Origin of the sequence: Oceanobacillus jeddahensis, from assembly GCF_000750635.1 — a bacterium.
GTDB classification, from domain to species: domain Bacteria; phylum Bacillota; class Bacilli; order Bacillales; family Amphibacillaceae; genus Oceanobacillus; species Oceanobacillus jeddahense.
Map to the genome: position 1 here is coordinate 343864 of NZ_CCDM010000004.1, position 26993 is coordinate 370856.

The following is a 26993-nucleotide window of genomic DNA, read 5'->3' on the forward strand; positions in this document are numbered from 1 at the left end:
ACTAAACTCCTATAGGTACGAAAATTTTGAAAGAAGCGGGTAAAACGAGAAAAAATCTCCCTTGTATATCCATTTTATCTTAATACGATACGTTCCAACAATAAAAGCTGAAGACAATGGTGCTATTTCAACCCTTTCTTCTGAAAACCAAAATGATTTCTCCACATTTATTAATTTATTACTAATGAGATATAATCGTTTATTCGTTAAAATTAAATCACCGAAATAAATGTTTTGGACCCCGTCAAACGTTTCAAATAATCCTTCTAAACAAGAAGCTATCTTTTCATCCGGTTCCAGCTTTATTTTTTTAGTCATTTTCTTCCCCTTCCCCTCGTTTGATCTCTAGTTATTTTTAATGTAATGTATGAAATGGATTTCAGGTCAAGAGGGAAAGTTACTATTCTTTAAAAGTACATAAAATTAATTACAATCGTTTTTTTGCATCAAAAACACCTCTAAGTTCTGAATTCAATCTAACTTTAGAGGTGTTTATCGCCTATTCAACATATTTTAATGTACCCCATAAGTATAAACTATTTTCCACGAACCTTTTTCCACTTTCTAATTTTTGTCCGAAATGACTTAAAGGGGGCAACTGTATTAATATGAATCCATTTCCAGATTGGCCAGCTGGAAGGGGTTGTCATTGCCCATTGTCTTCCACCTTGTTCAAATAGTTCTTTATCGTCATAGCTCTCTACTAATTGAATGATCCGGTCAACATCTCGATGAAATAACTCAATTAGTATTCCAAGCGAAACATCAGCATATTTATCATAGAAGCTTTGATACAGGCAGCCAAGATTATTCCATTTATAATCAGGTGTTGGCGTCATAACTTCTTTGCCATCTTGGTTATCCTGCTGCCAGGATAAAATTAAATTCACCCATCCCAGTTGTTAGACAATCATCTGAGCCGGTGTTCTGTCTACTTCTTCTACAGAAACATCTTTATCCGCAGAATTCACCGAATCAAATTCACTGATAAACAGATTTGCTCTCTTTCTAATCTCATTAATCAGAGCTTGTTTGTTTTCGTACCCCTGCATGTCATACCGCCCTCCCATATGAAATTAAAGGAACCTTTTCCCTCCAGTGTTGATAACGATTGGACTTTTTGAATATCATTTATAATCAATCTATCCCCATCATACAGGAATAAAAGGAACATTATTAGCAATTCGTGATTGCATCTTTTCCAAATGCTTTCTAACTCCCGGACTTATTTTTCTGCCTTTAAAGGTATTCACAAAAAATAAAAATGAATATAATAGTCTATAATCCAAAAAAGATGGAATTAGATTCATTTGATCCTCAGATAATACCGTTTCTTCGGAATAACCTTCAAAAAATAAAGTTGTAAATTTGTGATAGATTTGATGCTGTTCTAAGCTGCTTCGGTGTCTATTGTTTTCCATAAAATGAAACACTGGAATAACAGCATCATATACATACCAGCTTTTTCGCACATCGCCAAAATCTAAAACATACATAGCTTTATCAGCAATTATCATATTTTCATTATGTAAATCATGGTGTACGATACCATAGTTATTTTTGTCCTTTGAAAGATTGGAAAACTGCTCCATATATTTTTCCCACTTCTCTTCAATCACCCTCCCTTGACCTTTAGCAAAATCTGACGCCTGAATATCGTGATCCCACTCTAAATAATTCTGCCTCATTTCGTGATTATTTAACTTGGTTATTTCATGCATCTTGCCAAGCTGTTTTCCCCATACCTTAATGAAATGTTTATTTTTTAAATCTGGAGTCAATACCTTTCCATCAACGTAAGAATACGCCATTACATAGAAACTCTTCTCTTCCCCTTTAATCAATTCTATGAACTCACCGCTTTTTGAAGGTATAAGTCCAGGAGTTTTTATTCCGTTTTGAAGCATGATATTGATTATTTCTTGTTCATTTAATAAATTGGTTTTCTTATATACTTCAGTATCCAGTATTTTTATAACCATATTCTGATCCCGGAAGAGAAATACATTATTATCGAAGCCTCCCAATAATTCAGGAGACTTTATTATTCCTGAGTACAATGATTTTATTTGCTCTAACAATATTGGATCCACCTTCCCTTTTCCCTCCTTTCTTTAAAAATAACTTGATTCTAAAATAGAAGAAAATTGCCTTCTATTTTTCAGCAACTAATTCCTCCAGCACAAAATTCGTTAATTGAGCATTTTTAATCACACAGAAGTGGTTATATTTTTTTCATCATTTAAAACATACGGCAAATAATGACGTATCATTTCCCCGGATCCATAGTTTTTAGCTTCCAGCAACCAGGTAATCTTCTTCCAATCTAAAATACCTTCATCCGTTTTCCGGGGAGTTTTATAATGAAAATCTTCCCCCATATGAACTAAAAACACATGCATCCCGTCGTTAAAAGCAGCATTATCCACGTTCCAGGTAATTATTCCTTTATCAAGAATGGCGTATCCGCTAATATCAATATCTGTTTCTTCTTTTACTTCATGAATGACGCATTCCAGAGCAGTTTCCTTCTCTTCCATCTTGCCGCCCACGCCGTTCCATAGCCCTTGTGTCGGCTTATACTCTCTGTTTAACATAAGCAATTCATCGTTTCTTTGAATAAAGCATAATGTCTGATTATACATTTTAATCCGCTCTTCCATTTACGATTGTATTCATCGCTGCTTTTGATTAAGAAAAAATTGAACACCTGCCTTATCAACAAAGCTTAATTGATCTTCTTTCAATAAAATAGCTAACTCGTCAATGTTTATCCATGTTATATTATCTGTATCATCACCTTTATTGAGAAGCTCCCCAGCAGCTTTACATTTAAAATATACTCCAAATGAATCTACTGGCCCTTCTATAGTCTGGTATACTGCATAAGGAGCCATACATTCGACGGTGAATCCTTCATCTGTAGCCGTTTCTACTCTATCAGTTGGATCTATTACTTCTTTCAGCTTAAGACCTGTTTCCTCTTTTATCTCTCTTTCTAAGCAATCCAGCAAAGTCTCGAACTGCTCCAGTCTTCCACCGGGCAGTTCTATTGGAGTGCTGTGTTCATTTGCTCTGACCCGACGCTGAACTAGTATTTCTTCTCCTTGTTCAGTTTCCCTTATAATAAAAGCCCTAACATTTGTATGAATCATTATTTTCCTCCCTATCTGCTATAACCATTTTTTCATTTATTCCTATCGTCCCAAACTAAATTCTTATCTAATCGATAAAAACAGGTATACCTATCTTTCAACCATTCTAACAGTGGGTTGACTACAGCCGGATTTTTTATATAGTTCTCGATTTCTCTAATAGGAACCCATTTAACGTCTGTAATTTCACCATCTGGATCGTTTATTTTAAGAACTTCTCCTTTCTTAACTGATACATTGCAAACTGTCACGAAACTATGGGCAGCATGCTCCTTGATAAAACTTTCATGAATATAAGCTATTTCAAAATGTGTGACGTTTAACCCTGTTTCTTCCCGAACCTCTCTGGATAGCGCTTTTTCAATGGTTTCTCCTTGTTCTATCTGACCACCAGGCAGACTCCAAATATAATTCACATAAGCATCTTTATTCTGTACTAAAAGAACTTTTTCATTTTCTAATATAATTGAGGACACGATTCGATATAATTTAAAATGATTGAAGTCTTTCACCCCATTCCACCTAACATTTATTATATTTGAAATATTCGTCCACTTTCATGTTATTTATTATTGTATCCAATAATAAATAGCATTTCTAATTGGATAGACCCTATAATGAAAGCCCTTTCTCTATTCTCACTAGTTTCCAATCATTTAGCAACTTCTGTTAAACTCCTTACTTTTTCTCTCTTATACATCAGTCTTCTTTTCTATAAATATAAAATATCTCTAGGCTTATAGCTTCATTTTAGGTGATTCTCCATATTCCGCTTAAAACCCCACTTGACCAATTGGATTTCTTGTATTATTGTATAATCCAAGTAATCAGTCAATTTAGAATCAAAGTATTTTTATACTAATTCAAACAATTATTGATCTGACAAACTATTAAGTAAGATAGGTGTACAAGAATACATAACGAAAGGAGGAAGATATTGTGGAAAGAGTTTTAAGTCGAGAAGAGATAAGTAATTCAATAACAAATTCTCCTTTCCATCGTTTTTTAGGTCTTGAATTAGCTGATACAACAGATGAATCGCTTACCCTTAAGCTTTCATTTAAAGACTCATTTATAGCTGGAGATAAAGTAGATTATATTCATGGCGGTATTCTGGCAAGTATTATTGATGTCGCTGGATATTTTGTACTTTTTCAAGTCTTAAATATACCAGCCCCAACACTTGATCTTCATATCAATTACTTGAGGGCTGCTAAAAAAGAAAACTTATATGCGGAAGCAACTATTGTTAAATTAGGAAGATCCGTCAGTACTGCAGACATTGTGGTTACAAACGAAGATGGAAAAAAAATAGCTGTCGGCAGAGGGCTTTATAGTACAAATCAATCATAAAGGAGGAACCAGCAAATGGATAATTATAATTTCGCCCAAATTATTCATCGTTCAGCAGATCGCGCTCCTTCTAAGACAGCACTTATTACAAATGAAAAGACATTAACTTATTTGCAATTAAAAGAACGCGTTAATCAGGCTGGTAATTTTTTTAAATCATTAAATATTCAAGCTGGTGACCGAGTAGCTGTCATGTTTCCAAATGATCATCGTTTTTTAGAAATTAACTTTGGGTTAATGGCCATTGGTGCAATCCCTGTTCCAATGAATATCAATCTTGGGGCTGATACGCTGGGTTATATATTAAATGACAGCGGAAGTAAACTGCTTATTTATCATCATTCTTTGGAGTCAAAAGCTCGTTTGCTTCATGAAGAAAATGATTTGAATCACTATATTATTGCCGGCGAGAATGTAGAAGGAACTGTCTCTAATTTATATTACGATAAGGAAATAAAGGCGCAGTCAACAACCCTGACTATTTATCACGCTGGTTCTGATGAACTCTGCTATTTGCCGTATACATCCGGATCAACAGGAAATCCCAAAGGCTGTAAGCTAACACACAAAGGCCAGTACTGGAATGTTCAATCTACTGCAGAGGTTAGAAATCAAACTTCTGAAGATCGATCGCTGGTTGCAGTACCCCTTTTTCACAAAAATGCGATGGCCGAAATTAAAAGAACCTTTTACCTGGGAGCATCAACGGTTGTTTTACCAAAAGTCGATATTGTCGCTATGCTACAATCCATTCAAAAGCATCAGTGTACATTTATGACAGGGGTTCCGGCAGTCTATCGTTCCATTGTCAACCACTTGAGAGACAGCTCTACGACGTATGATCTGTCTTCCTTACGATTTGTATTATGCGGTTCCTCTGATGTACCAAAGGAATTGCTGGATGAGATCCATAAGCGAATGGGTACAGAAGTTTATGAAGGTTATGGACTTACAGAAGGCGGACCGATTGTGCTTGCTTCCAGGAAAGGATTTTCAAAATTAGGTTCAGCAGGCCTTCCTGTCCCGGGGTGCAGTATCAAAATAATGAGCGAAGAAGAAAAACCTCTTCCCGCCGGAGAAATTGGAGAATTATGGGTGAACAATCCTGGTATTGCAGATGGTTATTGGAATTTACCTGAAGTTTCAAAAAAACGTTTTACAGCGGATGGCTGGCTGAAAACAGGTGATTCTGCCTATCAGGATGAAGACGGATTTGTTTATATCATTGGCCGGAAAGATGACATGATTAATATAGGCGGCGAAAATGCCTATCCAAAAGAGATAGAAAACATTTTACTTAAGCATGAAAAAATCAAAGATGTTTGTGTACTTGCTATTTCCCATGAGCAAAAAGGGCAAGTTCCCGTAGCGTTTGTCGTACCAAGCACTGCCCTTGAAGAAGAAGAGATAAAATCTTTCTTTATCGATAATGGTCCAGCATATGCTCATCCAAGACATGTCTTTTTCCTTGATGAACTACCATTAACAGGACCAGGAAAAATAAACCGAACTGAGTTAAAAAATAAATTAAAGGCACTATTTGCGGAAAGGAAAATCGAAAAATGAAAGCAGCTTTAATTACAAAACATGGTGATATTGAAAATGTAATTGTTGGAGACTACCCAACACCGGAGGCAGGAGAAAATGAAGTCCGAGTAAAGGTAGAAGCAGTAGCTCTTAACCATCTTGATATTTTTGTCAGAAGAGGAATTCCTGGAAGAACATTAGAACTTCCCCATATTTCAGGAGGAGATATTACGGGAGTTGTTGATGAAATTGGGTCAAATGTAACCAATGTAAAACCAGGAGACAGAGTTTTGATAGACCCTGCTATCCCGGGTCATGGAGCTTTAGGCGAAGATTTAACAGGAGGACTTGCCGAATATATCTCGGTACCTGCAAGTAATTGCCTGCCGCTGCCGGATGAAATCTCTTTTGAAAAAGGAGCCGCACTTCCAATCGCATACGGAACTGCATGGAGAATGTTAATTACAAAAGGAAAGCTGCAAGCTAATGAAACAATTGTTATCTTAGGTGCCAGCGGCGGAGTTGGAAATGCCGCTGTATTAATCGCAAAATTAGCAGGCGCCAATGTTATTGTTGCTGCAGGTTCTGAGGAAAAACTTCAAAAGTTAAAAGAATTAGGTGCCGATCATCTCATTAATTATAATGAAGTTGACTTCGGAAAAGAAGTTTGGATGTTAACCAATAAACAGGGAGCAGATGTGATCGTTGATTATACTGGTAAAGCTACTTGGCCAAAAAGTATTCTCGCTACGAAAAAAGGAGGAAGAATACTAACATGCGGAGCTACAACCGGTTTTGATGCTGTGACAGATTTACGTTACGTCTGGACACGTGAAATCACTATTCAAGGATCCAATGGCTGGGAGCAAAAAGATTTAGAAACACTATTAGATTTAGTGAAAAAAGGAAAGCTTGACCCAATTATTGACCAGGTCCTCCCTATTGAAGATATCCAGAAAGCACATCAGTTGATTGAACAACGGGAGATATTCGGAAAAATCATTATTAAACCTTAGTAAAAGATTTTGAGGGAAAGATCCGAGGTGAGATTCAATTGCGTAACTGGAAAATTAGAGTTTTACAAGCTTTAACGATTATCTTTTTTATAGTACTTTGTGAATTTGTTGTTCAACGTGGAATAATTTCGGATCTTTACTTAGCAGCACCTTCGAATGTCGTTGTGACTTTATATGAGCTAATCATAAGCGGCGAATTAACAGGACACTTTTTAACGACTGTTCTTGAATTTGCAATTGGTTTTGGCGCAGCTATATTGCTGGGGGTAGGACTCGGATTTGCGATGGGTCTATCTAAACCTTTAGAAGGATATTTCACACCGTTATTATCCGCTTTAATGGCTGTGCCGACAGTAACCATTATCCCCTTATTGATTTTATGGCTGGGGATGGGGCTTTTAAATAAGATTGTTGTTGTCTTTTTATTCACATTTTTCCTAATTGTATTTAATACGATTACTGGTGTGAAGGCTACCCTTCCTAACCATATTAAAGTTGCCAGAGTATTTGAAGCATCCCGTGCACAACTTATCACAAAAGTTATTATCCCTTCTGCGGCCCCGTCTATTTTTGCAGGGCTACGGGTAGCTGCTGCGACTGGACTTGTCGGGGTTCTGTTTGCTGAAATGCTCGCTTCTCGTGAAGGGCTCGGCTATTTATTGAACATGGCTACACAGTTCTATGATACTGGTCAACTTTTTGCAATTATTTTAGTTGTTACAGCTTTATCCGTTTTAATTATTGAATTAATCAATCTGATCGAACGGATATTTTTCACAAAATGGAAATCGTTATAATCGGAGGGTTCGACAGCATATGGAAAATTTCAAAAAGAAATCTATATTAACAGTAGTTTTACTGAGTTTATTGACATTAGGATTAGCAGCCTGCTCCGATTCAGATTCAAGTGAGGATAATGACGGTTTAGACCAGGTCACCTATTCCGCTTTTGATGGACTTAATGGAATGGCAGTCCGTTTTGGAGGAGAAAAAGGTTTCTTTGAGGATGAAGGAATTGACATTGAATTTGTCGTTGCAGAAGATGAAGTTTCTGCATTAACAAGCGGCGATGTAGATATTGCCGATGGTTCTACAACCCGTGTTATCGTCGGCGCCGGTCGTGGAGCACCAATAAAAATGATTGCTTCCATGTACCGTACACAAGGTCCTTTCTATTTACAGGCAGGTAATGATATTGATTCTGTTGAAGATCTTAGAGGACAAGATATTGGAGTAGGTATTGTAGGATCAGGAATGGACGTTTATGCAAGATATATTTTAGAAGAGCATGGAATAGATCCTGATAATGATGTGAACCTGATTGATAACGGAACGTATCAACAGGGATATGCCACACTGCAAAATGAACAAGTAGATGCAACCATGATTCACGAACCATTCGTAACAATGGGAGAAGAAAGTGGAGAATCGCATTTACTGGCTCAAGGTTGGGATTACTTGCCAGACTTCCATACAGGTGTTATTGCCGCTTCGGATTCTTTTATTGAGGAAAGTCCTGAAGTTATTGAACGCTTTTTAGAGGCTTATCATACAACCCAGGAATATGCGAAAAACAACCAGGAAGAATATATTGACTATGTTGTAGAGCATATGGATATTGACCCGGAAGTGCTCGAGCAAGCATTGGATCGTGAAGATGAATTATGGACAAATGACATGCCGCTTGATGTTGAGCGTTTGGTAGAAACACAGAATATCCAATTAGATCTCGGATTCCAGGAAGAAGAATATGATATTGAATCCATGATTGATACAAGTTTTGTTCCAGAGGAGTAGATTTAATAATGAGTAAAGTATTCGATATCCAACATGTTTCTAAGGTGTTTGACAATGAAACAGTGGCGCTAAAAGAGATTGATTTATCCATTGAAGAAAATGAATTCGTTTGTTTTCTTGGACCAAGCGGATGTGGGAAAAGTACACTTTTAGAACTCTTATCAGGGCTCGAAAAACCTTCAGAAGGAAAGATTTCTTTTAAAGAAGAAGCGCTGAACAGCCCCAATAAAAAAATTGGGTTTGTTTTCCAGGATGCTTCTCTTTATCCATGGAGAACTACCATGAAAAATGTGGAATTTGGAATGGAGTTAAATGGTGTCTCCAAAAAGGAACGCAGAAAAAGAGCTCAGCATTATCTCTCTCTTGTAGGTCTGGAAGGATTCGAAAAAAAATATCCTCATCAATTGTCCGGCGGGATGCGTCAGCGTGCAGGGATTGCCCGGGCATTCGCCAACCAGCCGGATGTACTGCTAATGGATGAACCCTTTGGTGCACTTGACCATCTGACACGGATACAATTACAAAAAGACTTACTCGAGATGTGGACAAAAGAGAAAAAAACAGTCGTATTTGTCACCCATGATATTGGAGAGGCAATCTTCCTGGCAGACCGTATTGTTTTGTTTTCACCTAGACCAGGAAAAATAAAAGAAATCATCACTCTAAAGCAGGAACGGCCGAGGGATACACAAGATCCAGAGCTTATTCATAAGCAAAATGAAATATACGCCAGTCTTCAGGGGTATGAAGAAAATAAAGGAATTGAATACAATATCTAAAAAAATAATTACTTCACGCCCAAGGAGGCTAAATAATGAGTATATTTTCAAAAGATGCATTAGCAGATAAATCGATTATCGTAACTGGTGCTTCTGGAGGAATAGGCAAAGCAGTTGTTCATACATTAGTAAATATGGGAGCAAATGTTACAGCAAGTGGACGTAACGTGGATAAACTGGATTATCTAAAAGAAATAGAAACTGGTTCTATTCAATTTGTTCAGGCTGATATTCGAAAGCCTGATGAACGTGAACATCTCGTTGAAAAAGCATTGGAAGCAAACGGCTCTCTATATGGATTAGTAAATGCGGCAGCAGCTTCAGGATCTTTTGGCGGTGATCATTTAGAGACCATTGAAGAAGACCAGCTTACAAATATCATGGAGACTAACTGGTCAGCAACTGTCTTACTCACTCAATTGGCATATAAAAAAATAGCCTTACAACGTGAAGGTGCTATTATAAATATTTCTTCCCTTTCCGGTATCCGCGGAGTGAAAGGAAATATTCCTTATTCCAGCAGTAAGTTTGCTTTAATTGGCTTTACTCAATCACTCGCTGTTGAAGCCATTGAGCATGGGGTAAGAGTAAATGCGATATGCCCGGGATATGTTGACACAGAAATGGGTTACCATGCTATCCTTTCCCAAGCTAATGCTGCCGGCAGGTCCTACGAAGAACAATTGAAGCTTATTGAAGAGCAAATTCCATCTGGCCATATAACACAGCCGGCGGAAGTTGCTAATATAACTGCTTTTTTATTAACAGATGCTACCCGCAACATCGTCGGAGAATCTGTGAAAATGAGCGGTGGGGTTTATATGTAACAGCCCCACACCCGCTATAAAACGAAACTTCACTCAGTGGGAGTTTTCGACGCACAACTCTTTACGATGGGACGAGTAACCGCAAAAGCTCTTCGGTGGGACGAGTAATCCCAGTCCCAGGACGTGCTAGTGTAGACGTTGCGACAATGGTTTTCGATGGGACGAGTAATCGCAGTCCCAGCCCCAACCCCAGGAGGTCGCGAACTTAGTCTGCCGTTCTTCTCCCACTGAGTTAGCCTAAGTGATTCAGGGAGGTAGCTCACCTGATCTCCCGCCTAAATAAGTTTATTTTTACGCTTTATTTTGAGACGGGAGTTTTACGGACGGTTCTCCGTGATAAACTTAAAAATCATCCTTGCGTTACATCACCTGAGATGCAGCAAGGATGATTTTTTTATATTCATCGCTATCCAATTATCTGCTTTCCATCTTTATTTCTTAGATAACATGACGTACGAAATTATTTGTCACGCTTTATGATTTCTTTTTCTAGCAAAATAGAGAAATATTAATTGACCTATCAGCACAAAGATAAAAAATGCCCCTAACACAATAAATGCAATTAATCTTAACTCTGGGGTCTGTACTACTCCGGCTCCATCCACATTTCGAACACTAATCACAATGGAAGCCGCTGCAAATAATAGTAACCAAATTATATTTGTGATCCACCACAGTTTCATCATCCATATCACCTATTCCATTTCATACTTAAATCTGCCCTGTAACTATGTAAAATAACCCGTTCCCTTTTATTTGTAAAGTTCTTTAGAAGAAACCCACTCCATAAATTGTGCGTATGGGTAATAGGTTGTTCCGTTCAGCTCTACCTTGGGAGCATCCGGATATTTTCTTAATAAGTCTTCTATCTCATCTTTATTTAAATTAACATAAAACTCCAGATCACTCTTTTTGATAAAGGTATTATAGTGTTTATTGGTTTCTGGCCGGCTAAAATGCTGCAGACCTTTTCCGATAAAACGAAACTTCACTCAGTGGGAGTTTTCGTTCTTCTCCCACTGAGTGTTAGTTGAGTGATTCAGGGAGGTAGCGTCCGTTATCTCCCGCCTAAATATATTTATTTTTACGCTTTATTTTGAGGCGGGAGGTTTACGGACGGTTCTCCGTGATAAAATATCCCATCGATGCTAACCCGATAGCCAGCATAAAGAAACCAAAACCTAAACCTGACAGCTCTATTTCCATTTCATTCTCTCCCAACTTTTTTTCAAATCTACTGTGATTCTCCCTGGTCTTGCAAACAAGCATCGATCAGCGGAAAGGCATCTTCATTTAAGAACAACTTTATTAATAGGATTTTTGTTTGTTCCCCGCCGCTTAAAACATGGAAGTTCCTGTCTAAAACTTCCGCAGGCAATTCCATATAAGACAACTCCAGTTCTAGTTCCCAACGCTCTATCATCGGGTTTTCTTTCCGTAATATTTCTTCTGCAGTAAGCTCGATACCTGTTTCGGGATATACTGGGAAGTACTTAAAAGTAAGTGAAGACTGTATGGTGCCTTTATAATCCAGTTCACCTAACAGGATTTTGAGTAAAGTTGTTTTTCCACGACCATTTCTTCCCAGCAATCCTAACTTCCAATTTTCATTGATATTCACTGTTATGTTTTCGAATAAAGGGTGTATCATAGACGGATATTTAAATGTCATATTGCTGATAAGAATATTTCCTGCCATATCAGTCACCTCTTTCAAAGCCTTTATTACGCTTCAACTGCAGGTTATTTTTAAGAAATTGAAGCGGCTATAGTTCTTGCGGTTTACATCTGTTCCCCTGTTTTCAAATAGAGAACAATACGTTCTGCGCTCACTGTCTCCGCCCTCGATGTATGTATTCTATTTATTCTGCAAAAATCCTGCAATTTGACTGTTAACCAGTAAAAACTAACTATCTTCTACTGAAATATTCTCATCTAAGCACAGGCGATGTTCTTTTTTCTGTCTATTCATTTTTCTTCTCCATTATTTCGCCACCTACCGCAAATATCCTCCATTATTTAAATCCAACGTAGCTCCGGTATAATGTTTGGATCTATCTGATAGTAAGAATATGACTGTTTCAGCAACGTCTTTAGCAGTTACGGGCGTATCAATCAATTCGTTATGTAAGTATTCTGCTTTTCTCCACGAAGGAATTACCTCCATCATCGAGGTATCTACCATTGTCGGAGCCACAGCATTCACTCGAATATATGGAGAAAAATTCATTGCACAGCTTTTTGTCAACCCTAATATAGCAGCTTTCGAAGTTCCGTAAATGGCATCTGAGCTTCCTTCCATCCCTGCCACAGAAGACATATTGACAATTACTCCCGGCTGCTTATTCTGAAGCAGCTTTTCTCCAAACAGCTTGGAAAAATAGATCGCTCCTTTTACATTAACATCCAGCACCTTATCCATTTCATCAATTTGATAGTCTCCTATATTTTTTGCTAAATAAATGCCAGCATTATTCACCAGCCCATCAAACCGGGAATGTTCTTTATCTACATATTGAAAAAATGCAGATACTTCTTCATAATTGCTTATGTCTAAAGGATAGGTAACTAATCTGTCCGGGGAAGCAATTGTCTGCTGTAAATGGACCAGCCCCTCTTTATTTACGTCACATGCTATGACGGTCGCTTCTTCCTCTATACATTTTTGAACAACTTCTTTTCCAATTCCAGAAGCGGCACCTGTTATAATTATCGTCTTATTTTGAAGCATGTTAAATCTCCTTTGAAAGTATATAATTTTCTGATATATAATCGGATGGTTCTCTTTTCAACATTCCTTATTCCATTCCTACTCTTACAAGACGATTATATCCTATTTAGATTATGTCAATAACCCACCTCCATAAACCTCTTAATGACCAGAAAATAAGACGGATTGGAAATATTAAAACTTCAGGAATCCAGAATAAGATATCTATTAATAAATCGCCCTTTGTATAATGCTCCTTTCTCTTCCTGCTTTTTCTTGTTTTTGATTTCTTCTTTCTCCACCAGTCATTCATCCGGTTTATTCCCCTCTCTTTTCTCACTATCTTTATTTACGAATACTGGATGGTAAAAGTTTCAATTATTCCATTATTTGAAAGGGAAATGATTATCAAAGAAAAATAGATTGGTATCTTCTCATTTTCCCCCTTGCAATTCCTACTAAATGCAATAAAATTATTAACGAGTAGAAAAATCAAGTTAACTATGTCGGAGGGATAAAATGAGTGAGTTGAAACAGATGGATTACTCTAATCTGCAAAGTCTTCATCGTAAAGCAAAGGAAGACTTTGATGCGATTAAACAAGAAAATCTATCTTTAGATATGTCCAGAGGAAAACCTAGCGCGGAGCAACTTGAATTATCTTTAGGCCTATTAAATACGGTTAATGCTGAAAATATTGGTGATAACTTTTCTGTCTTAAATTATGGTTTGGTAGATGGCATACCTGAAGCAAAAGCGTTATTTAAAGAAATATTAGAAGTAAATACAGAGGAAATTTTAATTGGGGGAAACGCCAGTCTCAATTTAATGCATGATATTATTTCCAAAGCCTTAATTAAAGGCGTTCTTGATAGTGAAACACCTTGGGGCAAACAAGATAAAATTAAATTTATCTGTCCTGTTCCAGGCTATGATCGGCATTTTAAGATTTGTGAACAGTACGATATTGAAATGATTTCTGTTGATATGCTTGAAGACGGGCCGGATATGGACAAAGTGGAAGAACTCGTTCGTGATGATGCATCCATCAAAGGAATATGGTGTGTTCCAAAATATAGTAATCCTGACGGCATTACATGTAGTGATGAAGTAGTGGAACGCCTAGCTAAAATGGAAACAAAAGCACAGGATTTTAAAATATTCTGGGATAATGCTTATGTCATTCATGACCTGACTGACAATCCTCCAAGCTTAAAAAATATTTTGGAAGAATGTAAAAAACACGGTAATCCGAACAGAGTGTTTATGTTTGCATCTACTTCGAAAATTACTTTCCCAGGGTCCGGTGTTGCTGTAGTAGCAGCAAGTAAGGAAAATATTGATTTTATTAAAAGTCAATTGAGTGTACAGACAATTGGTCCCGATAAAGTAAACCAGCTCCGTCATGTCCGCTTTTTTAAAAACTATGATAACATCCTGGAGCATATGAAAAAGCACGCTGAAATTATGAAGCCCAAATTTGATGCGGTTTTAAACATCCTGGATTCCAAATTAGGTTCTTATGGTATTGCTACATGGACGGAACCTGAAGGCGGCTATTTTATTAGCCTGAATACATTAGATGGTTGTGCTGCAGAAGTAGTCAGCCTGGCTGCAGAGGCCGGTGTGAAACTGACAGGTGCCGGAGCAGCCTTTCCATATGGAAAAGATCCAAGGGACAAAAACATTCGTATTGCACCATCCTTCCCATCCTTAGCAGAAGTGGAAAAAGCAATAGAGGTTTTAAGTATCTGCATTATTCTGGTAAGTGTAAATAAATTATTGTAAAATCCGTAAAATGGCATTTGACGAGTCACTCGTCAAATGCCATTTTATAATATAAACCTTTATCGCCGGCTGCTCTTCCTGATCATTTTGCCGGTAAATAGCTACAGTATATATAAGAAAGCAATATGACTTTATTCTGTTGGACTGTATGCCTTCTTTGGGGCTAATGTTGTGCTTTCTTTTTGCATTTTTGCTATTAACTTCGCACAATTGGTCTTATATTGTACAATGCACTATTCAAATTGTTAGCTTTATAATCCGAGTCTGGCACCTACTTCTGCATACTCTATATCTTTTCTTTCTGCATTCCAATTATCCCCTGTTTGTCCGTCCCATATCGCTCCTGTTTCAACAAAACCGACAGACGCAAACAACTTCCGGACGGCTTCGTTTACCATCCAATACGATGTAGCAACTGCATCGGCATTTCCTTGTGGAAACGACTTTATGTAATCAATAACTTTCATCATTGCTTGTTTGCCAAATCCTTTGCCTTGATGCTTTTTATCAATCATAAAGCGATTAAGTCCATAAGTAGATTTATCTCCATATTTTTCACATAAAAATGCACTTTCCGCCAGTTCGAAAAATCCAATATCGACATATCCTATGACTTCATCATTGTTGCATATAGCGAAGATCATCGGAGGTTTTTCGTCGTTGAGTATCTTTACATAGGCTTTAGCCAAACAATATATGCTGGAATCCACATTTCTTTTCTGCTCGTCTGTTATGCTTAACTTCAACACTGCCTCAAAATTATCGTGGGTAATTTTTCTTAATTCAATCATTTTTCTTCCCTACTTCCGAAAAATATATTCGCTGCATCTGCCCGTAACGCCGTTCCCGCCCTCAAGGGTAAGGACGAAGCGCAGCAGCCGGACAGCGTTCCCCGTCCTCCGTGCCTTAACGACACCAGTATAGCATAATAACCCGGATGTTCCCACATAAAACGAAACTTCATTCAGTGGGAGTTTTTCGACGCACAACTCTTTACGATGGGACGAGTAATCGCAGTCCCAGTCCCAGGATGTGCTAGTGCAGACGTTACGACAACGGTTTTCGATGGGGTGAGTAATCGCAACCCCAGGACGTCGCGAACTTAGTCTGCTTCCTTCATTCTCCCACTGAATTAGCCTAAGTGATTCAGGGAGGTAGCGTCCGTTATCTCCCGCCTAAATATATTTATTTTTACGCTTTATTTTGTGGCGGGAGTTCTACGGGCGGTTCTCCGTGATAAATATTCCAAGCCCTCTGCGGTCTGCTCGCCGCCGAGGGGCTTTTCATATAGAAAGCCAAAAATACGAAGGAGGTTTTTTCATAGCAGACAAGCAAAACGATTTGAAGCTGATTCGCATGAACGAGGTGGAAGCCACCGAGATACGCTGGCTGTGGTATCCCTATATCCCCTTTGGGAAAATCGGTATAAATTACAATAGTGTGTTCCGAGGACTTGTAAAGAAGTACAACAAGGATAATGATAATGAAACAGCATTGCCAAAGGTAGTGACATCACATATCCTAAGACATACATTCTGCACCGATAAAGCCAATGAAGGCATAAATCCAAAAGCATTGCAATACATCATGGGACACTCCAACATTACAATGACTCTCAACTATTACCCACACGCAACATTCGATTCTGCAAGTGCAAAAATGGAACGATTGGAAAAAAGAAAGCAACAAGAATAGTGGATACAAAAAATATAAAAGGCATGATAATATACATTTTGTCCTACAGTGGATGCTTTAAGAATGTGCTGCTCTTCTTGGTTTGAAAATACATCAACAGACTTAATAAACCAATTACAGCAACCAGAAACAAAAAAGCGATGACCATCGATCCATTTGTTTCTGTTCCAGAAGATATCGGGATGGTGACCTCTGTCCTGAACATATCTGCCAGGAATGCGAAAACTTCCAAAAATATAATTGTTATCCATTGAAACAACGTCCAGCGTGATAAAAGCATGATTCATACTCCTTATTCGATTTCACCAAAATAACTAAGAGGAAAAGAATTCAAATCTCCTATCTGGTTTCTTCTACAGCCGTCATTTAATACGTATAACTGCCCTACCTGTCAAACCAATAAGCCAAAAATTTAAACTCTCCCCATTCTTTATAGAGCTGCTGTAATTGCGATGCAGGAGGAAGTTCACCTGCAAAATATTTATTCTTTACATGCTTCTTAAATTCACTGTCCACTGGTAAAAAATCGTACCTTCCCAATAACATCAGAATGTTGCTGAGCGCATAAGGCCCAACACCTTTGATTTCTTTCAGTTTTTGAACTACTTCACCGGTCGGGACTTCAGGGTTTTTAAGTACATCTAAATCATACACTCCATTAGATACATTCCATGCAAGCTCATAAATATAATCACTTCTATAGCCTAATTTAACGTCCTGATTTAAAAAATTCCTGTCCTTTTTTAAAACTGCTTCCGGTGAAGGAAACGCAAAGAATTCCGAATCCTCCGAATACCTTTCTCCTAAAAGCGTCACAAAATTTGTTGTCATGGCAATCGTCCTGCTCCAGGTGGTATTTGTGGTGAGAATCGTCTTGACAATATCTTCAAATATGCTTGGAGAACGCAGTAGTCTTCCTTTATTTTCCTTTACAACTTCCTGCATATCCTGACTGTCACTGCACATTTTATGAAATACGCTGAAATCTTCATCCAAACGCAGCATCCAATTCACTTTATGAATGATTTCTTCCCATTCTTTATTGGTTAACGTTTTCTTATCACCAATTTCGATTATTAACTGATCATGATTTTGGTGAATATGAAGTTTTACAATATTACCATTTGATAATGCTTCCACTCTGTTTAAAATACTTTCATTATGATGAAAAGGCGGCAGCATATACCAGCCATGATCCGTAGTCGCTGCGTTGAAATTAAATTTCTCAGGTAATGCAATCACTTTTTTCATTAGCCTTGCCTCCCTTCTAAAAAGTCTTTTAAAGAACCCTTAACTTGTGATTTTAAAAGTTAAGGGTCCATTATTAAAAAGTATGATACGAATGCTGCTTCTTTTGTTTACTAAAGAAAAACAAATAGCTTATTTCAAATGCAAAGAACGCAATCAGCAGACTTGCTGAGACTGGCGCAGGGGAATCGATTGCTAAAAATAAAAGATGCTGTAAAAAGAACATTGTTATTCCCAGTCTGGATTTCCAATATGTTTTTTACATACCTCACTCTTTTAACGAATTATTCTCAATATTAGTTATATGATACCACGAAATTCCCACGTTAAACAATGGGGTGCTAGTACTCCGTTTTTCATGCTTAAATGACAGAGGATGTTCAAACAAGCACTTATAGTTATTTTTCTTGCATCATAAGTACCTTTTTCACAAAGCTCTCTTTTTCATTCGTATATTTAATAATTTCCATACCTTTCTTTTCCGCAAGAGCACGTTTTAATCTCTCATACTCCTGTCTTAATGAAGCATCTGCATTTAAAGCATCTCTAAAATAAAGAAGTTTTCTCCATTTCTCCCCATTTATATCCGTCATATGAATATAATGTGTTTTTTCAAGAAACGTATTATCTGTAAATCTCGCCAGAACAATCTCCTGCTCCCTTTCTACCTTTAACCGGTAAAATCCAATTGCCTGCAGCGCCTGAAAGGTTTCTGCTTCCACTTGGCTGATGTTTTCAACACCCAGCAAAATATCAATGATTGGTTTAGCTTTTATTTCTTTTATTGCTGTGCTTCCGATGTGCTGGACAGCCTCTCCATCGATGCCCAACGCATCTTGCACCTGCTTTTGTACACTTAAAAACTCCATCGTCCATGCTTCGTCATGCGGAACTAGCTTCACTTCATCTCTTTTTAATCCTAAACGCATCATACATCGCTCTCCTCTGCTTTTAGCGGCTATTCGGGAATCGGGAAATACATGATTCATTTTCTGCTTTCAGCTTATGCTATTCATATAAATTTTAACTCTTCAAAATATGCACTGGTATATTAGATATTTTTCTTCTTAAAAACAAGATAGACCTTCCTTTAATACGGGATAAAAATTCCATTCAATTTATGTTTATACCGCTCCACCCTCTTTATCTTCCTGAAAGTAATCAACGATAATAATGCAACAGCGATCAGCAGCCACTCATGAGTTTCTCCTCTGTTATCCACGATTTCCATCAAAAATAATCACTCCTTGATATTCATCGTATGCAAGAGGTATTTTCCCAACTTATCTATCGTTTTTACAACCTTTTAGAAAGAAGGATTTCATCACGAATCGGAATCCCTTCATTCCCCGTTTGCGGAATTTCCGGTTTCCATTCTCTTGCTTTTTTAACAGCTCCTTTAAAAAGAGCTGTTAAATCATATCCTCGCTTCTGATAAAAACCTAATGCATGTAAATTATCATTTGTCGTTATCAGTTTCACTTTTTGATAGTCTTCCGCTTTTGCAACAGCTTCTACTTTTTGAACTAAAGCTGTCCCAATACCTTTACCTTCCTCTAAACTGTCTAGAGAAATGATTTCACATTCCGTATCAGAAATGATAAATGTGATATAGCCAACTATTTCTCCTTCTGTATTCAACACTGCAAACCCTTCTAATTTTGTGCAATCAAAAATCCCACTCGAAATAACCATTTCTGGACTTCCCCATTGCTTCAAAAAATAGTTATTGATCCTGTCTTTCGATAATTGTTTAGATGATGTAATTTCCATACTATTTCTCCTTTGGCGATATCCATACCCGACAGATAGACTTTGCTGCCTTCTTCTTAATAAATCTCTAGTTTTCCAACACAACCTCAAAATCTTCCACAAAAACAGCGTTTCCCGTAACTTGAACATCATAGGATTTATCATTCTTAGAAACCTGAACACCTACTCTGCCATCTTTACCAATTTCATTTCCCTGTTCCACCACAAGATTCATCACATCTTTCTTGTCTTCACTTATGTATTCGGCATAGTAAGCTCCCATCACTCCTGAAGCAGTACCTGTTACCGCATCTTCAACAGTCCCCGAATATGGAGAGGAAAAGTGCCGGGCGTGCATATCAGCTTCTTTATCATACGTTTCGATACAAAATGGATGAACAGATGACTTAGGCATTTCCTTTAAAATTGCTGGAAAATCTTTATTGTTTGGATTCATTCTGTGAAAGGCTTCCAAACTGTTTATTGGGATCAACAACGTCCATGTACCTGTGCTTCCGTAAAAAATCGGTAAATTAGCATGAATGTCTGTCTCTTCTAATCCGATCGAATGCGCTAAATCCTTTTTAGAACCATGGAATGCCTCAAATTTCGGCGCTGCCTGATTCATCGTTATCGTTATTTCTTTTTCAGCGGCAGAATGCAGCTTCACAGGTAAAATCCCTGCTCTTGTTTCAATCGTTAATTCTTTTTTTCCGCCTAACATTCCCTTTGTTTTTAACGCATACACCGTTGCCATCGTTGCATGACCGCATAAGTTCATTTCATGTCCTGGTGTAAAAAAACGTATTCCCAGGTCCGCTTTTTCCGATTTAACTGGAAATGCGGTTTCATTAAACCCTACTTTAAACGCAACTTCCTGCATTTGTTTATCTGTCAGCTCATCTCCATTCAGTACGACTCCAGCAGGGTTACCTTTATTTGGTTCCTTACTGAACGCATCATAATGATATACTTTGACCGATGTCATAGTATCCCTCCCAAAATAATATGGAAATTCCCGATAAAAAATCTATTTACTCACCGGGAATTTCATTTGCTGTTCCGCTTACACTTCTCTTTTCCTGTAAATGGGCTCCACTTTGTTCAATTTCACACCGAATTTTCCATAGCTGATCAAAATGAAAGCCGGTATTAAAAGAATACACGCACCGATAATCAATGCAATTTCTCCATTAAATAATTCTGGAAGAGCTCCTGCCAAAAAAGTACCCAGCATCGTAAATATACCGCCAATAACATAAGTGGAACTTCTGACTCTTGTTAAAAATTCATTCGGAGTAATCCCTTGATGGACAGCTCCCTGTACAATAAATGCCATAGAGAGTGCACAATCAAAAACGCCCATTCCAATACACATGATCATGAAAGAATTTGTTGCCGTAATCATTAATATACCTATCCCAGAGATAACCATTAATAAACTGATCAGCGTCACCCAATTTTTATGTTTAAATGTATTTATCAAAAAGATGCCTATAATATTACCAACACCGGCACTTGATAGTAAAATACCAATCAACCCTTCTGATAATTCCATCGTTATTTGAGCATAAAATATAATGGTTAATGTGATAAATACTGTTGTGAAACCCAATATACACATTGCCACTGTACTGATCAGCTGCTGTGGATTATCTATTAAAATTTTCAAGCCATCTAATGCCTTTCTTAAAAAAACATTCCATTTCGTTTTTTCTGACGCTTCCTTTTCTACTTCGATACCATCTTTTTCATTGCGAATAAAAGCAATAAATAAACCAGAGAAAAGGGATAAAGAAGCGCAAATAATCAACGTGAGTACCGATCCTGTTTTTGCTAATAATATCCCACCTAATGCAGGACCGATTACGGTAGCAATAGCATCAGCAGCTTCTATATTTGTATGCGCTTTTAATAAATTTTCTCTGCCGGCAATATTAGGTATCATCGCAGTAAAGGCGGTTCTGCTAATTAGTGCGACTAATCCCATTATGAATAGTAAGGAAGCAATAATCACTGCATTTACATTATTTGTTGCCAGCAGAAAGACAAGGATAAAAATAGCAGCTCCATATAGAAAATGGCAGGCAGTCCCAACCCTGACCTTGTTCTTATTTTCAATCCATGTCCCTATTGGTATCGCAAATAAAATCGTACCTACTTGCTGAGATAAGGCGACAAGTGCAGTAACCAGCGGTGAACTGGTTAATCCTAATACAATTAATGGAATCACTAATTCTCTAAATCTGCCATTTAAAATAGAGAAAAACTCTGCTCCCCACATCCATCTAAAATTTCTATTAATCAGCATCGTTTTCAATTTTATTCTCTCCTCTATTGGGAGATACTACTTCCAGGAAACACGTTCCACTCTGCTTAACCGTTTTCTGTCAGCAAAAGTTCTTATTTCGTTGTATAGCTATCTCCCTGTTTGATATTTATTACATATTCGAACAGAGAGAATTCTAAATTGGACGATCCATTTTATTTAGCTCCTTATGGTTAGTAAAGATTTTTTACATATCAGACTATATTGATTTTCAGCCTCTTTTTTGTATCTTTACCTATTTATTCTGTGAAAGTAAGCATGGAAGAGATACATATCCAAAAAAATCAAACGAATGATTATCGCTCATTCCATATTTACGTATTTTCTTTACATGCCCATGCATCAATCTCCACTTTAAATTGCGGACCGGCGAGCCCGGCAACAAAAACCATGGTAGTACATGGCAGGTGATCACCTAAGAACTCCCCAATGACGTCTCTTCTCCGATCCGCATCCATCTCTCCAACAATATAAAACACAAGCTTCGTTAGATTTTCGACGTCCATATCTGCTTCTTGTAAATTAATACGAATGTTTTTAAAAGCCATTTTTAATTGTTCAACGGAATCTTCTGAAACATTTCCTTCTACATCCATTCCCAGCTGTCCTGATAAGGTTAACCATCTTATGTCTCCAGAAGCTTCTATTTGATGAGTATATGGAGCTAATGGTTTATGTACCCCTTTTGGATTTCTCGATTCTATCAATTTCATTCCTCCATTCCGTTTTATAACTTAATGATAAATTAGTAATGATGATTATTCAATTTGAACTACTTATCATACAAATAAAAAAACTTGCGAGTTTCTATTCATAAGTATTTTCTTCTTATGACCATTTTTATATAACGGTCATAAAAATTGCGAAAACACTCCTTTTATGTTATCTTTAAATGACTAAATAAAATTTTTAGTCAAAAGGAGCAACTATGCCAAAAAAATTCAGTAATACTACTAAAAATGAGATCAGAAAGACGATACTAGACGAGTATAAGAAACACTTAATTAATAATGAAGCTTCTAAAATCAGCGTTGATAGCTTGGTTAAGAAAGCCAATATTGCTAAGGGAACGTTTTACTTTTTCTTCGATAATAAGGAGGAACTATTTCTTGAAGTTACAATAGAAATTCTTACTGCAATCGAAAAACAAATCGAGCAAATTAATCGGTCAAGCTCCAATAGCTCTATTTTTCTATTTGAAGTTTTGTTGTATTTGAAGCATGTGGCTAAAGAATATCCATGGGTTATTAAAATGACTGGAAAAGAATTTAGTTCCATGTTAAATAAGCTTTCCTTGGAAGGTAAAAATCAAATTTATTCTAAAAAAGAACGGATATGGGGAAAAGTTTTTAAATCGATTGCCGACGATTTAGTGGTTAGTAAATCAATTTTTCAAGGTCTCGTATCGATATTATTGCTTTCTATTTCTGATGGCGACGAAATTACGAGCTTTGATGAAGTATATAGGGAATTTGCTTCAATGATTACAAATAGAAGTATTAGAGAGGATAAATGAAATGAATAAATTACTGCGTGTTATGTTTATCATTTTAATTGCTGCCATGAGTGGTGCTGCAATCATGCAGTTATTTTTTCCTGAAGTGATGGGTTCTCATTCAGAATATGGTATCGCACCGGGCTGGCAGAGAGAAATTGGATTTTGGAATTTAGCAATATTACCTATTTTAATTGGAATCAACTTAAAATATGACTATTACTTTTTAAAAATCGTCGTAATCTCTCTGATTATTGGTGGATTGGGATTTGGGACGAATCATCTGCTAGGATTTATAGAGGACGAAAGCAAAACGATCAGTTTAATTGGTGCGGTTGAAAATTATCTATTGGTTTTATTTTGGATTCTAGGATTATGGATTGAGCATTCTAAAAATAAATTAGATCCTAACATACAGTAAGTTGTTAACTATAGTAATCTAGAGAATTAGCCACCTGACCTCTCGTCTAAATAGACTTACTTTCATTTACTATTTGGAAACGGGAGATTTATGGACGTATCTGAGCGATAACTATTTCTCACTCTATCACTACACTTCCTTCTCATTCCTATAATCCTCTATCCTTTCTGGTGATGAATAGCCACTGGTCAAAAACGCTGAAACGATCTCTTCAAACTCTAATTGCTCCAGAAAGTTTAAAAAGGGTGCTATATCATACCATTGATTATGTTGATAAAGAAGTTGAACCAATGTTAATCCAAAAAAACTGTCTTGATGAAAAAAGCAGTCTAATTCTTTTTTTGTCTCATTTGATAGTAAAGAAAATGAATCCTGTATAAACTGGTTAAAACTTTCTTTTGTGCGATGCTTTTCCGATTGTATATATTCATAATTATTTAGACGAAACTTGAGTGCGAGTAATTCAAATACATCGGATTGTTCTATGTAATAGTTATCAGATACGTTTCCCACAACATTCAACCTCCATCTAATATGTTGTTTAAAATATGTCTAATTAACGGATAATTGCAACCTTTATTTTTGCTTAGCTATTTCTTCATATTGAAAATTATTTGGACGTTCTTTTATTTTTATCACTCCTATTTTTTTATTGTTACTTTTGGTGATTTTTTGTAACCTCTACATATTAGCAATCTATAAGAAATATTGTATTTCCTGTTGTGCTAAGATATGGTGGAATCTAGTTCAGAGCCCATATTATAAATACGTTGTGTTCAACTTAAAAGGAGGATAAAAAATGTTTCAAAATTTCCAAGCTATGAGTAGCTTTCCAGTAAACGATATTGACAAAGCTCGTCTATTTTATGAGGATACACTTGGTATCCAAACGACAGATGAAGCAATTGGTTTCACCCTCCATTTCGCAGATACAAAAGTTTTTATCTACTCAAAAGGTCAAAATCATTATCCAGCCAACTATTTTGTATTGAGCATCACCGTGCCGGATATTAATCAGGCTGTTGTTCAGCTCAATGAAAAAGGAATCAACCTCGAAATAATAGAAGGTATGGAACATGATGAATATGGCATCATCCGTGGAAAGGCAATTCATAGAGGACCAGACGTGGCTCTGTTTAAAGACCCAGCCGGGAACTTATTAGCGGTAGAAGAGAATTAAGATGAATTACTATTAAAAACACGCAAAAAGGAGGTTAAATAAATGAAAACGACTCAATCAAAAGATGGCACCATGCTAGCATATGATATATATGGCGATGGAGCCCCACTTCTATTTATAACTGGTGCAACTTGCTTTCGGTCATTTAAACCGGTTCTATATGATGCAAATGTATTTGCAGAACAATTTACCGTGTATAATTATGACCGGCGCGGTCGTGGTGATAGTGATAACACACTACCCTACTCTATAGAACGTGAACTCGAAGATATTGAAGCTATGATTGATGAAGCAGGAGGCGAGGCAAATGTATACGGGCATTCTTCGGGAGCTATTCTAGCACTGGAAGCTGCTATGAAGCTTGAGAGCAAGATAAAAAGAGTGGCACTGTATGATCCAGCATATGCTGATAATGAAGCAAATTTGAAGGAGTTTAAATTGTTGAGTCAAGAATTATATAAAATGCTGGCGCTTGGCAAACAGAATGAGGCGCTTCGTTCATTCTTGCAGGGCATCGGAACACCTATCGAAATAATTGATGAGATGTTTCAGAAGTCCCCTCAATGGGCAACAATGCTGGATCTCGCACCAACACTTGCATACGATACAATGCTGGCCAGCCACTTGCCGCCGATTTCAAAGGCCTCCCAGCTAAAAACGCCAACACAAATAATCATTGGAGAAAAAAGCCCTGCTTCGGTACATGAGGTTGCAAAGCAATTGGATAAAGCAATCCCAAATACGATGTTCAACATTCTCGAAGGACAAGATCATATGCCTGACCCTAAAACAGTGCTGCAGGCCTTCGCTCCTTTCTTTACACGTTAGTATAAAGAGGAAGTATAAAACTTTAGCGACGGTTTTCGATGAGGCGAGTAATCGCAATCTCAGTCCCAACTAAGGCAGTCCTACGCCTTTCAGGCTTGACTTGCCAAGTTTTCTTAAAAAAAGAATCATTTTAAACTTATTAACCAGGCCTTTAATAGCTATTAAAGACTGGTTATTTTGTGTAATCCAATCAAAATTCAATGAAATATACTATTCGTTTTTATTATACTTTCTTATTCTCCTATTGAATTTATTTGGACGTTTATATAAAACGTTTATATAATAATAAATAAATATGGAGGTTGTCCAAAATTATACATAACAATAATTTTTGGAATGCTACAGTTGAAGAACTTTCAAATGGCTATGCTTTTGATAAAAATACCGACAGCTATGTATGTCTGTTGTGCAACGAGCATTTCGAAGATGGGATTATCTATCCATCGGACGGAATATTATACGAAGCAAAAAAAGCTGTTATTCAGCATATCAAACAGGAACATGATTCTGTATTTGATTATCTCATTCATCTTGATAGGAAATACACTGGATTAACAGATCATCAAAAAGAACTGCTTACCCTTTTCTATCAAGGGTTAACTGATAAAGAAATTGTCCAGGAACAAAATGGCGGAAGCCCTTCTACAATTCGAAGTCATCGTTTTAATCTAAAGGAAAAGGAGAAACGCGCGAAAGTTTTTCTGACATTAATGAATCTATTAAATAAAGAAGTATGTCAGGAGAGTGATCATAAGTTTGTTCCCTTTCATAAGGGAGCGAAAATGGTGGATGATCGTTATGCCATTACAGAAGCGGAGAAAAAGAAAACTTTATCAACCTATTTTAAAGATGGATTAGATGGACAGCTGGATAAATTCCCAAGCAAAGAAAAAAGAAAATTGATTGTCCTACAAAATATCATTACCCATTTTGAACTTCATAAGGTTTATTCAGAAAAAGAAGTAAATCAAATTCTTGAGCCTGTCTATCATGACTTTGTCACAGTTAGAAGATATTTAATCGAGTACGGCTTTATGGAACGAAATAGGGATGGTACGGCGTATTGGGTGAAAAATTAAGGAGATTTTATATT

General features: G+C 37.0%; 34 protein-coding genes and 2 pseudogenes. 14 read left to right on the top strand and 22 right to left on the bottom strand.

Features of this window, described 5'->3' with window-relative positions:
* Window positions 1-9: 9 nt before the first annotated feature.
* The 6 genes and pseudogenes from BN986_RS18350 to BN986_RS18375 all read right to left on the bottom strand — a co-directional run bounded on the left by BN986_RS18350 (window position 10) and on the right by BN986_RS18375 (window position 3667).
* Window positions 10-318, bottom strand: coding sequence for a hypothetical protein (locus tag BN986_RS18350; protein ID WP_040982821.1), 309 nt, complete (start codon window positions 316-318; stop codon window positions 10-12).
* Between the two features lie 218 nt (window positions 319-536).
* Window positions 537-1070: pseudogene (locus tag BN986_RS18355) on the bottom strand (ClbS/DfsB family four-helix bundle protein).
* 81 nt (window positions 1071-1151) lie between these two features.
* Window positions 1152-2093 carry a phosphotransferase enzyme family protein gene (locus tag BN986_RS18360; RefSeq protein WP_040982823.1) on the bottom strand — a complete coding sequence of 314 codons (942 nt, stop codon included), beginning with the start codon at window positions 2091-2093 and terminating at the stop codon, window positions 1152-1154.
* Between the two features lie 117 nt (window positions 2094-2210).
* Entirely contained in the window at window positions 2211-2663 is a 453-nt protein-coding gene (locus BN986_RS18365; protein ID WP_244445040.1) for an NUDIX hydrolase, read from the bottom strand.
* 12 nt (window positions 2664-2675) lie between these two features.
* Window positions 2676-3155, bottom strand: coding sequence for an NUDIX hydrolase (locus BN986_RS18370; RefSeq protein WP_040982825.1), 480 nt, complete (start codon window positions 3153-3155; stop codon window positions 2676-2678).
* A 32-nt stretch (window positions 3156-3187) separates the two neighbouring features.
* Complete coding sequence (locus BN986_RS18375) at window positions 3188-3667, bottom strand: NUDIX domain-containing protein (protein WP_052400910.1); 480 nt, start codon at window positions 3665-3667, stop codon at window positions 3188-3190.
* 427 nt (window positions 3668-4094) lie between these two features.
* Between BN986_RS18375 and BN986_RS18380 the strand changes: the two genes are divergently transcribed.
* Genes BN986_RS18380 through BN986_RS18410 form a run of 7 tightly spaced genes read left to right on the top strand, consistent with a single transcriptional unit; the run spans window position 4095 to window position 10454 of the window.
* Window positions 4095-4508, top strand: a complete 414-nt coding sequence (locus tag BN986_RS18380) for a PaaI family thioesterase (protein ID WP_040982827.1) — start codon at window positions 4095-4097, stop codon at window positions 4506-4508.
* Window positions 4509-4523: 15 nt separating this feature from the next.
* A complete protein-coding gene (locus BN986_RS18385; protein WP_040982830.1) occupies window positions 4524-6074 on the top strand; it encodes a class I adenylate-forming enzyme family protein in 1551 nt (516 codons plus the stop codon).
* A complete protein-coding gene (locus tag BN986_RS18390; protein WP_040982831.1) occupies window positions 6071-7051 on the top strand; it encodes a zinc-binding dehydrogenase in 981 nt (326 codons plus the stop codon). The genes BN986_RS18385 and BN986_RS18390 overlap by 4 nt, the downstream gene beginning before the upstream one ends.
* Window positions 7052-7089: 38 nt before the next feature.
* Window positions 7090-7848, top strand: a complete 759-nt coding sequence (locus BN986_RS18395; protein WP_244445041.1) for an ABC transporter permease — start codon at window positions 7090-7092, stop codon at window positions 7846-7848.
* Between the two features lie 19 nt (window positions 7849-7867).
* On the top strand, window positions 7868-8848 hold the full coding sequence (locus BN986_RS18400; RefSeq protein ID WP_040982833.1) for an ABC transporter substrate-binding protein: 981 nt from the start codon (window positions 7868-7870) through the stop codon (window positions 8846-8848).
* Window positions 8849-8856: 8 nt separating this feature from the next.
* A complete protein-coding gene (locus BN986_RS18405; protein WP_040982835.1) occupies window positions 8857-9627 on the top strand; it encodes an ABC transporter ATP-binding protein in 771 nt (256 codons plus the stop codon).
* Between the two features lie 35 nt (window positions 9628-9662).
* Window positions 9663-10454, top strand: a complete 792-nt coding sequence (locus tag BN986_RS18410; RefSeq protein ID WP_040982836.1) for an SDR family NAD(P)-dependent oxidoreductase — start codon at window positions 9663-9665, stop codon at window positions 10452-10454.
* Between the two features lie 467 nt (window positions 10455-10921).
* On the opposite strand, the gene BN986_RS18415 is transcribed toward BN986_RS18410, so the two are convergent.
* From BN986_RS18415 to BN986_RS18435, 6 genes are all read right to left on the bottom strand, one after another.
* Window positions 10922-11137: a DUF3923 family protein gene (locus BN986_RS18415; RefSeq protein ID WP_392392303.1), complete on the bottom strand. Its 216-nt coding sequence runs from the start codon at window positions 11135-11137 to the stop codon at window positions 10922-10924.
* Window positions 11138-11206: 69 nt separating this feature from the next.
* Window positions 11207-11446, bottom strand: coding sequence for a hypothetical protein (locus tag BN986_RS18420; RefSeq protein WP_040982840.1), 240 nt, complete (start codon window positions 11444-11446; stop codon window positions 11207-11209).
* Window positions 11447-11688: 242 nt separating this feature from the next.
* Window positions 11689-12153, bottom strand: a complete 465-nt coding sequence (locus tag BN986_RS18425; RefSeq protein WP_040982842.1) for an ATP-binding cassette domain-containing protein — start codon at window positions 12151-12153, stop codon at window positions 11689-11691.
* 83 nt (window positions 12154-12236) lie between these two features.
* A complete protein-coding gene (locus tag BN986_RS28120; RefSeq protein WP_392392308.1) occupies window positions 12237-12368 on the bottom strand; it encodes a hypothetical protein in 132 nt (43 codons plus the stop codon).
* Window positions 12369-12450: 82 nt separating this feature from the next.
* Complete coding sequence (locus tag BN986_RS18430; RefSeq protein ID WP_040982844.1) at window positions 12451-13185, bottom strand: SDR family NAD(P)-dependent oxidoreductase; 735 nt, start codon at window positions 13183-13185, stop codon at window positions 12451-12453.
* A gap of 106 nt (window positions 13186-13291) precedes the next feature.
* The gene (locus BN986_RS18435) at window positions 13292-13477 is read right to left on the bottom strand and encodes a hypothetical protein (protein WP_040982845.1); all 186 of its coding nucleotides are present in this window, start codon (window positions 13475-13477) and stop codon (window positions 13292-13294) included.
* 206 nt (window positions 13478-13683) lie between these two features.
* On the opposite strand from BN986_RS18435, the gene BN986_RS18440 reads away from it, so the two are divergent.
* The gene (locus tag BN986_RS18440; protein WP_040982847.1) at window positions 13684-14952 is read left to right on the top strand and encodes an aspartate aminotransferase type Ic; all 1269 of its coding nucleotides are present in this window, start codon (window positions 13684-13686) and stop codon (window positions 14950-14952) included.
* A 251-nt stretch (window positions 14953-15203) separates the two neighbouring features.
* On the opposite strand, the gene BN986_RS18445 is transcribed toward BN986_RS18440, so the two are convergent.
* Window positions 15204-15743 (bottom strand): GNAT family N-acetyltransferase, encoded by a 540-nt coding sequence (locus BN986_RS18445; protein WP_040982849.1) that lies wholly within the window; start codon window positions 15741-15743, stop codon window positions 15204-15206.
* A gap of 619 nt (window positions 15744-16362) precedes the next feature.
* Between BN986_RS18445 and BN986_RS26340 the strand changes: the two are divergent.
* A pseudogene (locus BN986_RS26340) lies at window positions 16363-16647 on the top strand (tyrosine-type recombinase/integrase); the annotation flags it as partial.
* Between the two features lie 43 nt (window positions 16648-16690).
* Here the strand turns inward: BN986_RS26340 and BN986_RS18455 are convergent.
* From BN986_RS18455 to BN986_RS18485, 8 genes are all read right to left on the bottom strand, one after another.
* Window positions 16691-16927, bottom strand: coding sequence for a hypothetical protein (locus BN986_RS18455; protein WP_040982854.1), 237 nt, complete (start codon window positions 16925-16927; stop codon window positions 16691-16693).
* 104 nt (window positions 16928-17031) lie between these two features.
* Window positions 17032-17898 carry a DNA-3-methyladenine glycosylase family protein gene (locus tag BN986_RS18460; protein ID WP_040982856.1) on the bottom strand — a complete coding sequence of 289 codons (867 nt, stop codon included), beginning with the start codon at window positions 17896-17898 and terminating at the stop codon, window positions 17032-17034.
* A 395-nt stretch (window positions 17899-18293) separates the two neighbouring features.
* The gene (locus tag BN986_RS18465; RefSeq protein ID WP_052400914.1) at window positions 18294-18827 is read right to left on the bottom strand and encodes a GrpB family protein; all 534 of its coding nucleotides are present in this window, start codon (window positions 18825-18827) and stop codon (window positions 18294-18296) included.
* 158 nt (window positions 18828-18985) lie between these two features.
* Window positions 18986-19129, bottom strand: a complete 144-nt coding sequence (locus BN986_RS27440; RefSeq protein WP_187378585.1) for a hypothetical protein — start codon at window positions 19127-19129, stop codon at window positions 18986-18988.
* 62 nt (window positions 19130-19191) lie between these two features.
* On the bottom strand, window positions 19192-19668 hold the full coding sequence (locus BN986_RS18470; protein ID WP_040982858.1) for a GNAT family N-acetyltransferase: 477 nt from the start codon (window positions 19666-19668) through the stop codon (window positions 19192-19194).
* Between the two features lie 67 nt (window positions 19669-19735).
* A complete protein-coding gene (locus BN986_RS18475) occupies window positions 19736-20635 on the bottom strand; it encodes a PhzF family phenazine biosynthesis protein (RefSeq protein ID WP_040982860.1) in 900 nt (299 codons plus the stop codon).
* A gap of 78 nt (window positions 20636-20713) precedes the next feature.
* A complete protein-coding gene (locus BN986_RS18480; protein WP_244445045.1) occupies window positions 20714-21958 on the bottom strand; it encodes an MFS transporter in 1245 nt (414 codons plus the stop codon).
* A 332-nt stretch (window positions 21959-22290) separates the two neighbouring features.
* Window positions 22291-22683 (bottom strand): RidA family protein, encoded by a 393-nt coding sequence (locus BN986_RS18485; protein WP_392392305.1) that lies wholly within the window; start codon window positions 22681-22683, stop codon window positions 22291-22293.
* A gap of 221 nt (window positions 22684-22904) precedes the next feature.
* Between BN986_RS18485 and BN986_RS18490 the strand changes: the two genes are divergently transcribed.
* Window positions 22905-23492, top strand: a complete 588-nt coding sequence (locus BN986_RS18490) for a TetR/AcrR family transcriptional regulator (RefSeq protein WP_040982866.1) — start codon at window positions 22905-22907, stop codon at window positions 23490-23492.
* A gap of 1 nt (window position 23493) precedes the next feature.
* Complete coding sequence (locus BN986_RS18495; protein ID WP_040982868.1) at window positions 23494-23892, top strand: hypothetical protein; 399 nt, start codon at window positions 23494-23496, stop codon at window positions 23890-23892.
* 129 nt (window positions 23893-24021) lie between these two features.
* Here the strand turns inward: BN986_RS18495 and BN986_RS18500 are convergent, their stop codons facing one another.
* Window positions 24022-24405: a hypothetical protein gene (locus tag BN986_RS18500; RefSeq protein ID WP_040982870.1), complete on the bottom strand. Its 384-nt coding sequence runs from the start codon at window positions 24403-24405 to the stop codon at window positions 24022-24024.
* 286 nt (window positions 24406-24691) lie between these two features.
* On the opposite strand from BN986_RS18500, the gene BN986_RS18505 reads away from it, so the two are divergent.
* The 3 genes from BN986_RS18505 (at window position 24692) to BN986_RS18515 (ending at window position 26979) form a co-directional block, all read left to right on the top strand.
* Window positions 24692-25072 carry a VOC family protein gene (locus tag BN986_RS18505; protein ID WP_040982872.1) on the top strand — a complete coding sequence of 127 codons (381 nt, stop codon included), beginning with the start codon at window positions 24692-24694 and terminating at the stop codon, window positions 25070-25072.
* Between the two features lie 42 nt (window positions 25073-25114).
* Window positions 25115-25900: an alpha/beta fold hydrolase gene (locus BN986_RS18510; RefSeq protein WP_040982874.1), complete on the top strand. Its 786-nt coding sequence runs from the start codon at window positions 25115-25117 to the stop codon at window positions 25898-25900.
* A 311-nt stretch (window positions 25901-26211) separates the two neighbouring features.
* Window positions 26212-26979, top strand: coding sequence for a DUF2087 domain-containing protein (locus tag BN986_RS18515; RefSeq protein WP_148417169.1), 768 nt, complete (start codon window positions 26212-26214; stop codon window positions 26977-26979).
* Window positions 26980-26993 lie beyond the last annotated feature (14 nt).

Coding starts and splice junctions, on each gene's coding strand:
- BN986_RS18350 (WP_040982821.1), bottom strand. CDS start 318: ATGACTAAAAAAATAAAGCTGGAACCGGATGAAAAGATAGCTTCTTGT.
- BN986_RS18365 (WP_244445040.1), bottom strand. CDS start 2,663: ATGGAAGAGCGGATTAAAATGTATAATCAGACATTATGCTTTATTCAA.
- BN986_RS18370 (WP_040982825.1), bottom strand. CDS start 3,155: ATGATTCATACAAATGTTAGGGCTTTTATTATAAGGGAAACTGAACAA.
- BN986_RS18385 (WP_040982830.1), top strand. CDS start 4,524: ATGGATAATTATAATTTCGCCCAAATTATTCATCGTTCAGCAGATCGC.
- BN986_RS18390 (WP_040982831.1), top strand. CDS start 6,071: ATGAAAGCAGCTTTAATTACAAAACATGGTGATATTGAAAATGTAATT.
- BN986_RS18400 (WP_040982833.1), top strand. CDS start 7,868: ATGGAAAATTTCAAAAAGAAATCTATATTAACAGTAGTTTTACTGAGT.
- BN986_RS18405 (WP_040982835.1), top strand. CDS start 8,857: ATGAGTAAAGTATTCGATATCCAACATGTTTCTAAGGTGTTTGACAAT.
- BN986_RS18410 (WP_040982836.1), top strand. CDS start 9,663: ATGAGTATATTTTCAAAAGATGCATTAGCAGATAAATCGATTATCGTA.
- BN986_RS18415 (WP_392392303.1), bottom strand. CDS start 11,137: ATGAAACTGTGGTGGATCACAAATATAATTTGGTTACTATTATTTGCA.
- BN986_RS18425 (WP_040982842.1), bottom strand. CDS start 12,153: ATGGCAGGAAATATTCTTATCAGCAATATGACATTTAAATATCCGTCT.
- BN986_RS18430 (WP_040982844.1), bottom strand. CDS start 13,185: ATGCTTCAAAATAAGACGATAATTATAACAGGTGCCGCTTCTGGAATT.
- BN986_RS18435 (WP_040982845.1), bottom strand. CDS start 13,477: ATGAATGACTGGTGGAGAAAGAAGAAATCAAAAACAAGAAAAAGCAGG.
- BN986_RS18440 (WP_040982847.1), top strand. CDS start 13,684: ATGAGTGAGTTGAAACAGATGGATTACTCTAATCTGCAAAGTCTTCAT.
- BN986_RS18445 (WP_040982849.1), bottom strand. CDS start 15,743: ATGATTGAATTAAGAAAAATTACCCACGATAATTTTGAGGCAGTGTTG.
- BN986_RS18455 (WP_040982854.1), bottom strand. CDS start 16,927: ATGCTTTTATCACGCTGGACGTTGTTTCAATGGATAACAATTATATTT.
- BN986_RS18460 (WP_040982856.1), bottom strand. CDS start 17,898: ATGAAAAAAGTGATTGCATTACCTGAGAAATTTAATTTCAACGCAGCG.
- BN986_RS18465 (WP_052400914.1), bottom strand. CDS start 18,827: ATGATGCGTTTAGGATTAAAAAGAGATGAAGTGAAGCTAGTTCCGCAT.
- BN986_RS18470 (WP_040982858.1), bottom strand. CDS start 19,668: ATGGAAATTACATCATCTAAACAATTATCGAAAGACAGGATCAATAAC.
- BN986_RS18475 (WP_040982860.1), bottom strand. CDS start 20,635: ATGACATCGGTCAAAGTATATCATTATGATGCGTTCAGTAAGGAACCA.
- BN986_RS18480 (WP_244445045.1), bottom strand. CDS start 21,958: ATGCTGATTAATAGAAATTTTAGATGGATGTGGGGAGCAGAGTTTTTC.
- BN986_RS18490 (WP_040982866.1), top strand. CDS start 22,905: ATGCCAAAAAAATTCAGTAATACTACTAAAAATGAGATCAGAAAGACG.
- BN986_RS18495 (WP_040982868.1), top strand. CDS start 23,494: ATGAATAAATTACTGCGTGTTATGTTTATCATTTTAATTGCTGCCATG.
- BN986_RS18505 (WP_040982872.1), top strand. CDS start 24,692: ATGTTTCAAAATTTCCAAGCTATGAGTAGCTTTCCAGTAAACGATATT.
- BN986_RS18510 (WP_040982874.1), top strand. CDS start 25,115: ATGAAAACGACTCAATCAAAAGATGGCACCATGCTAGCATATGATATA.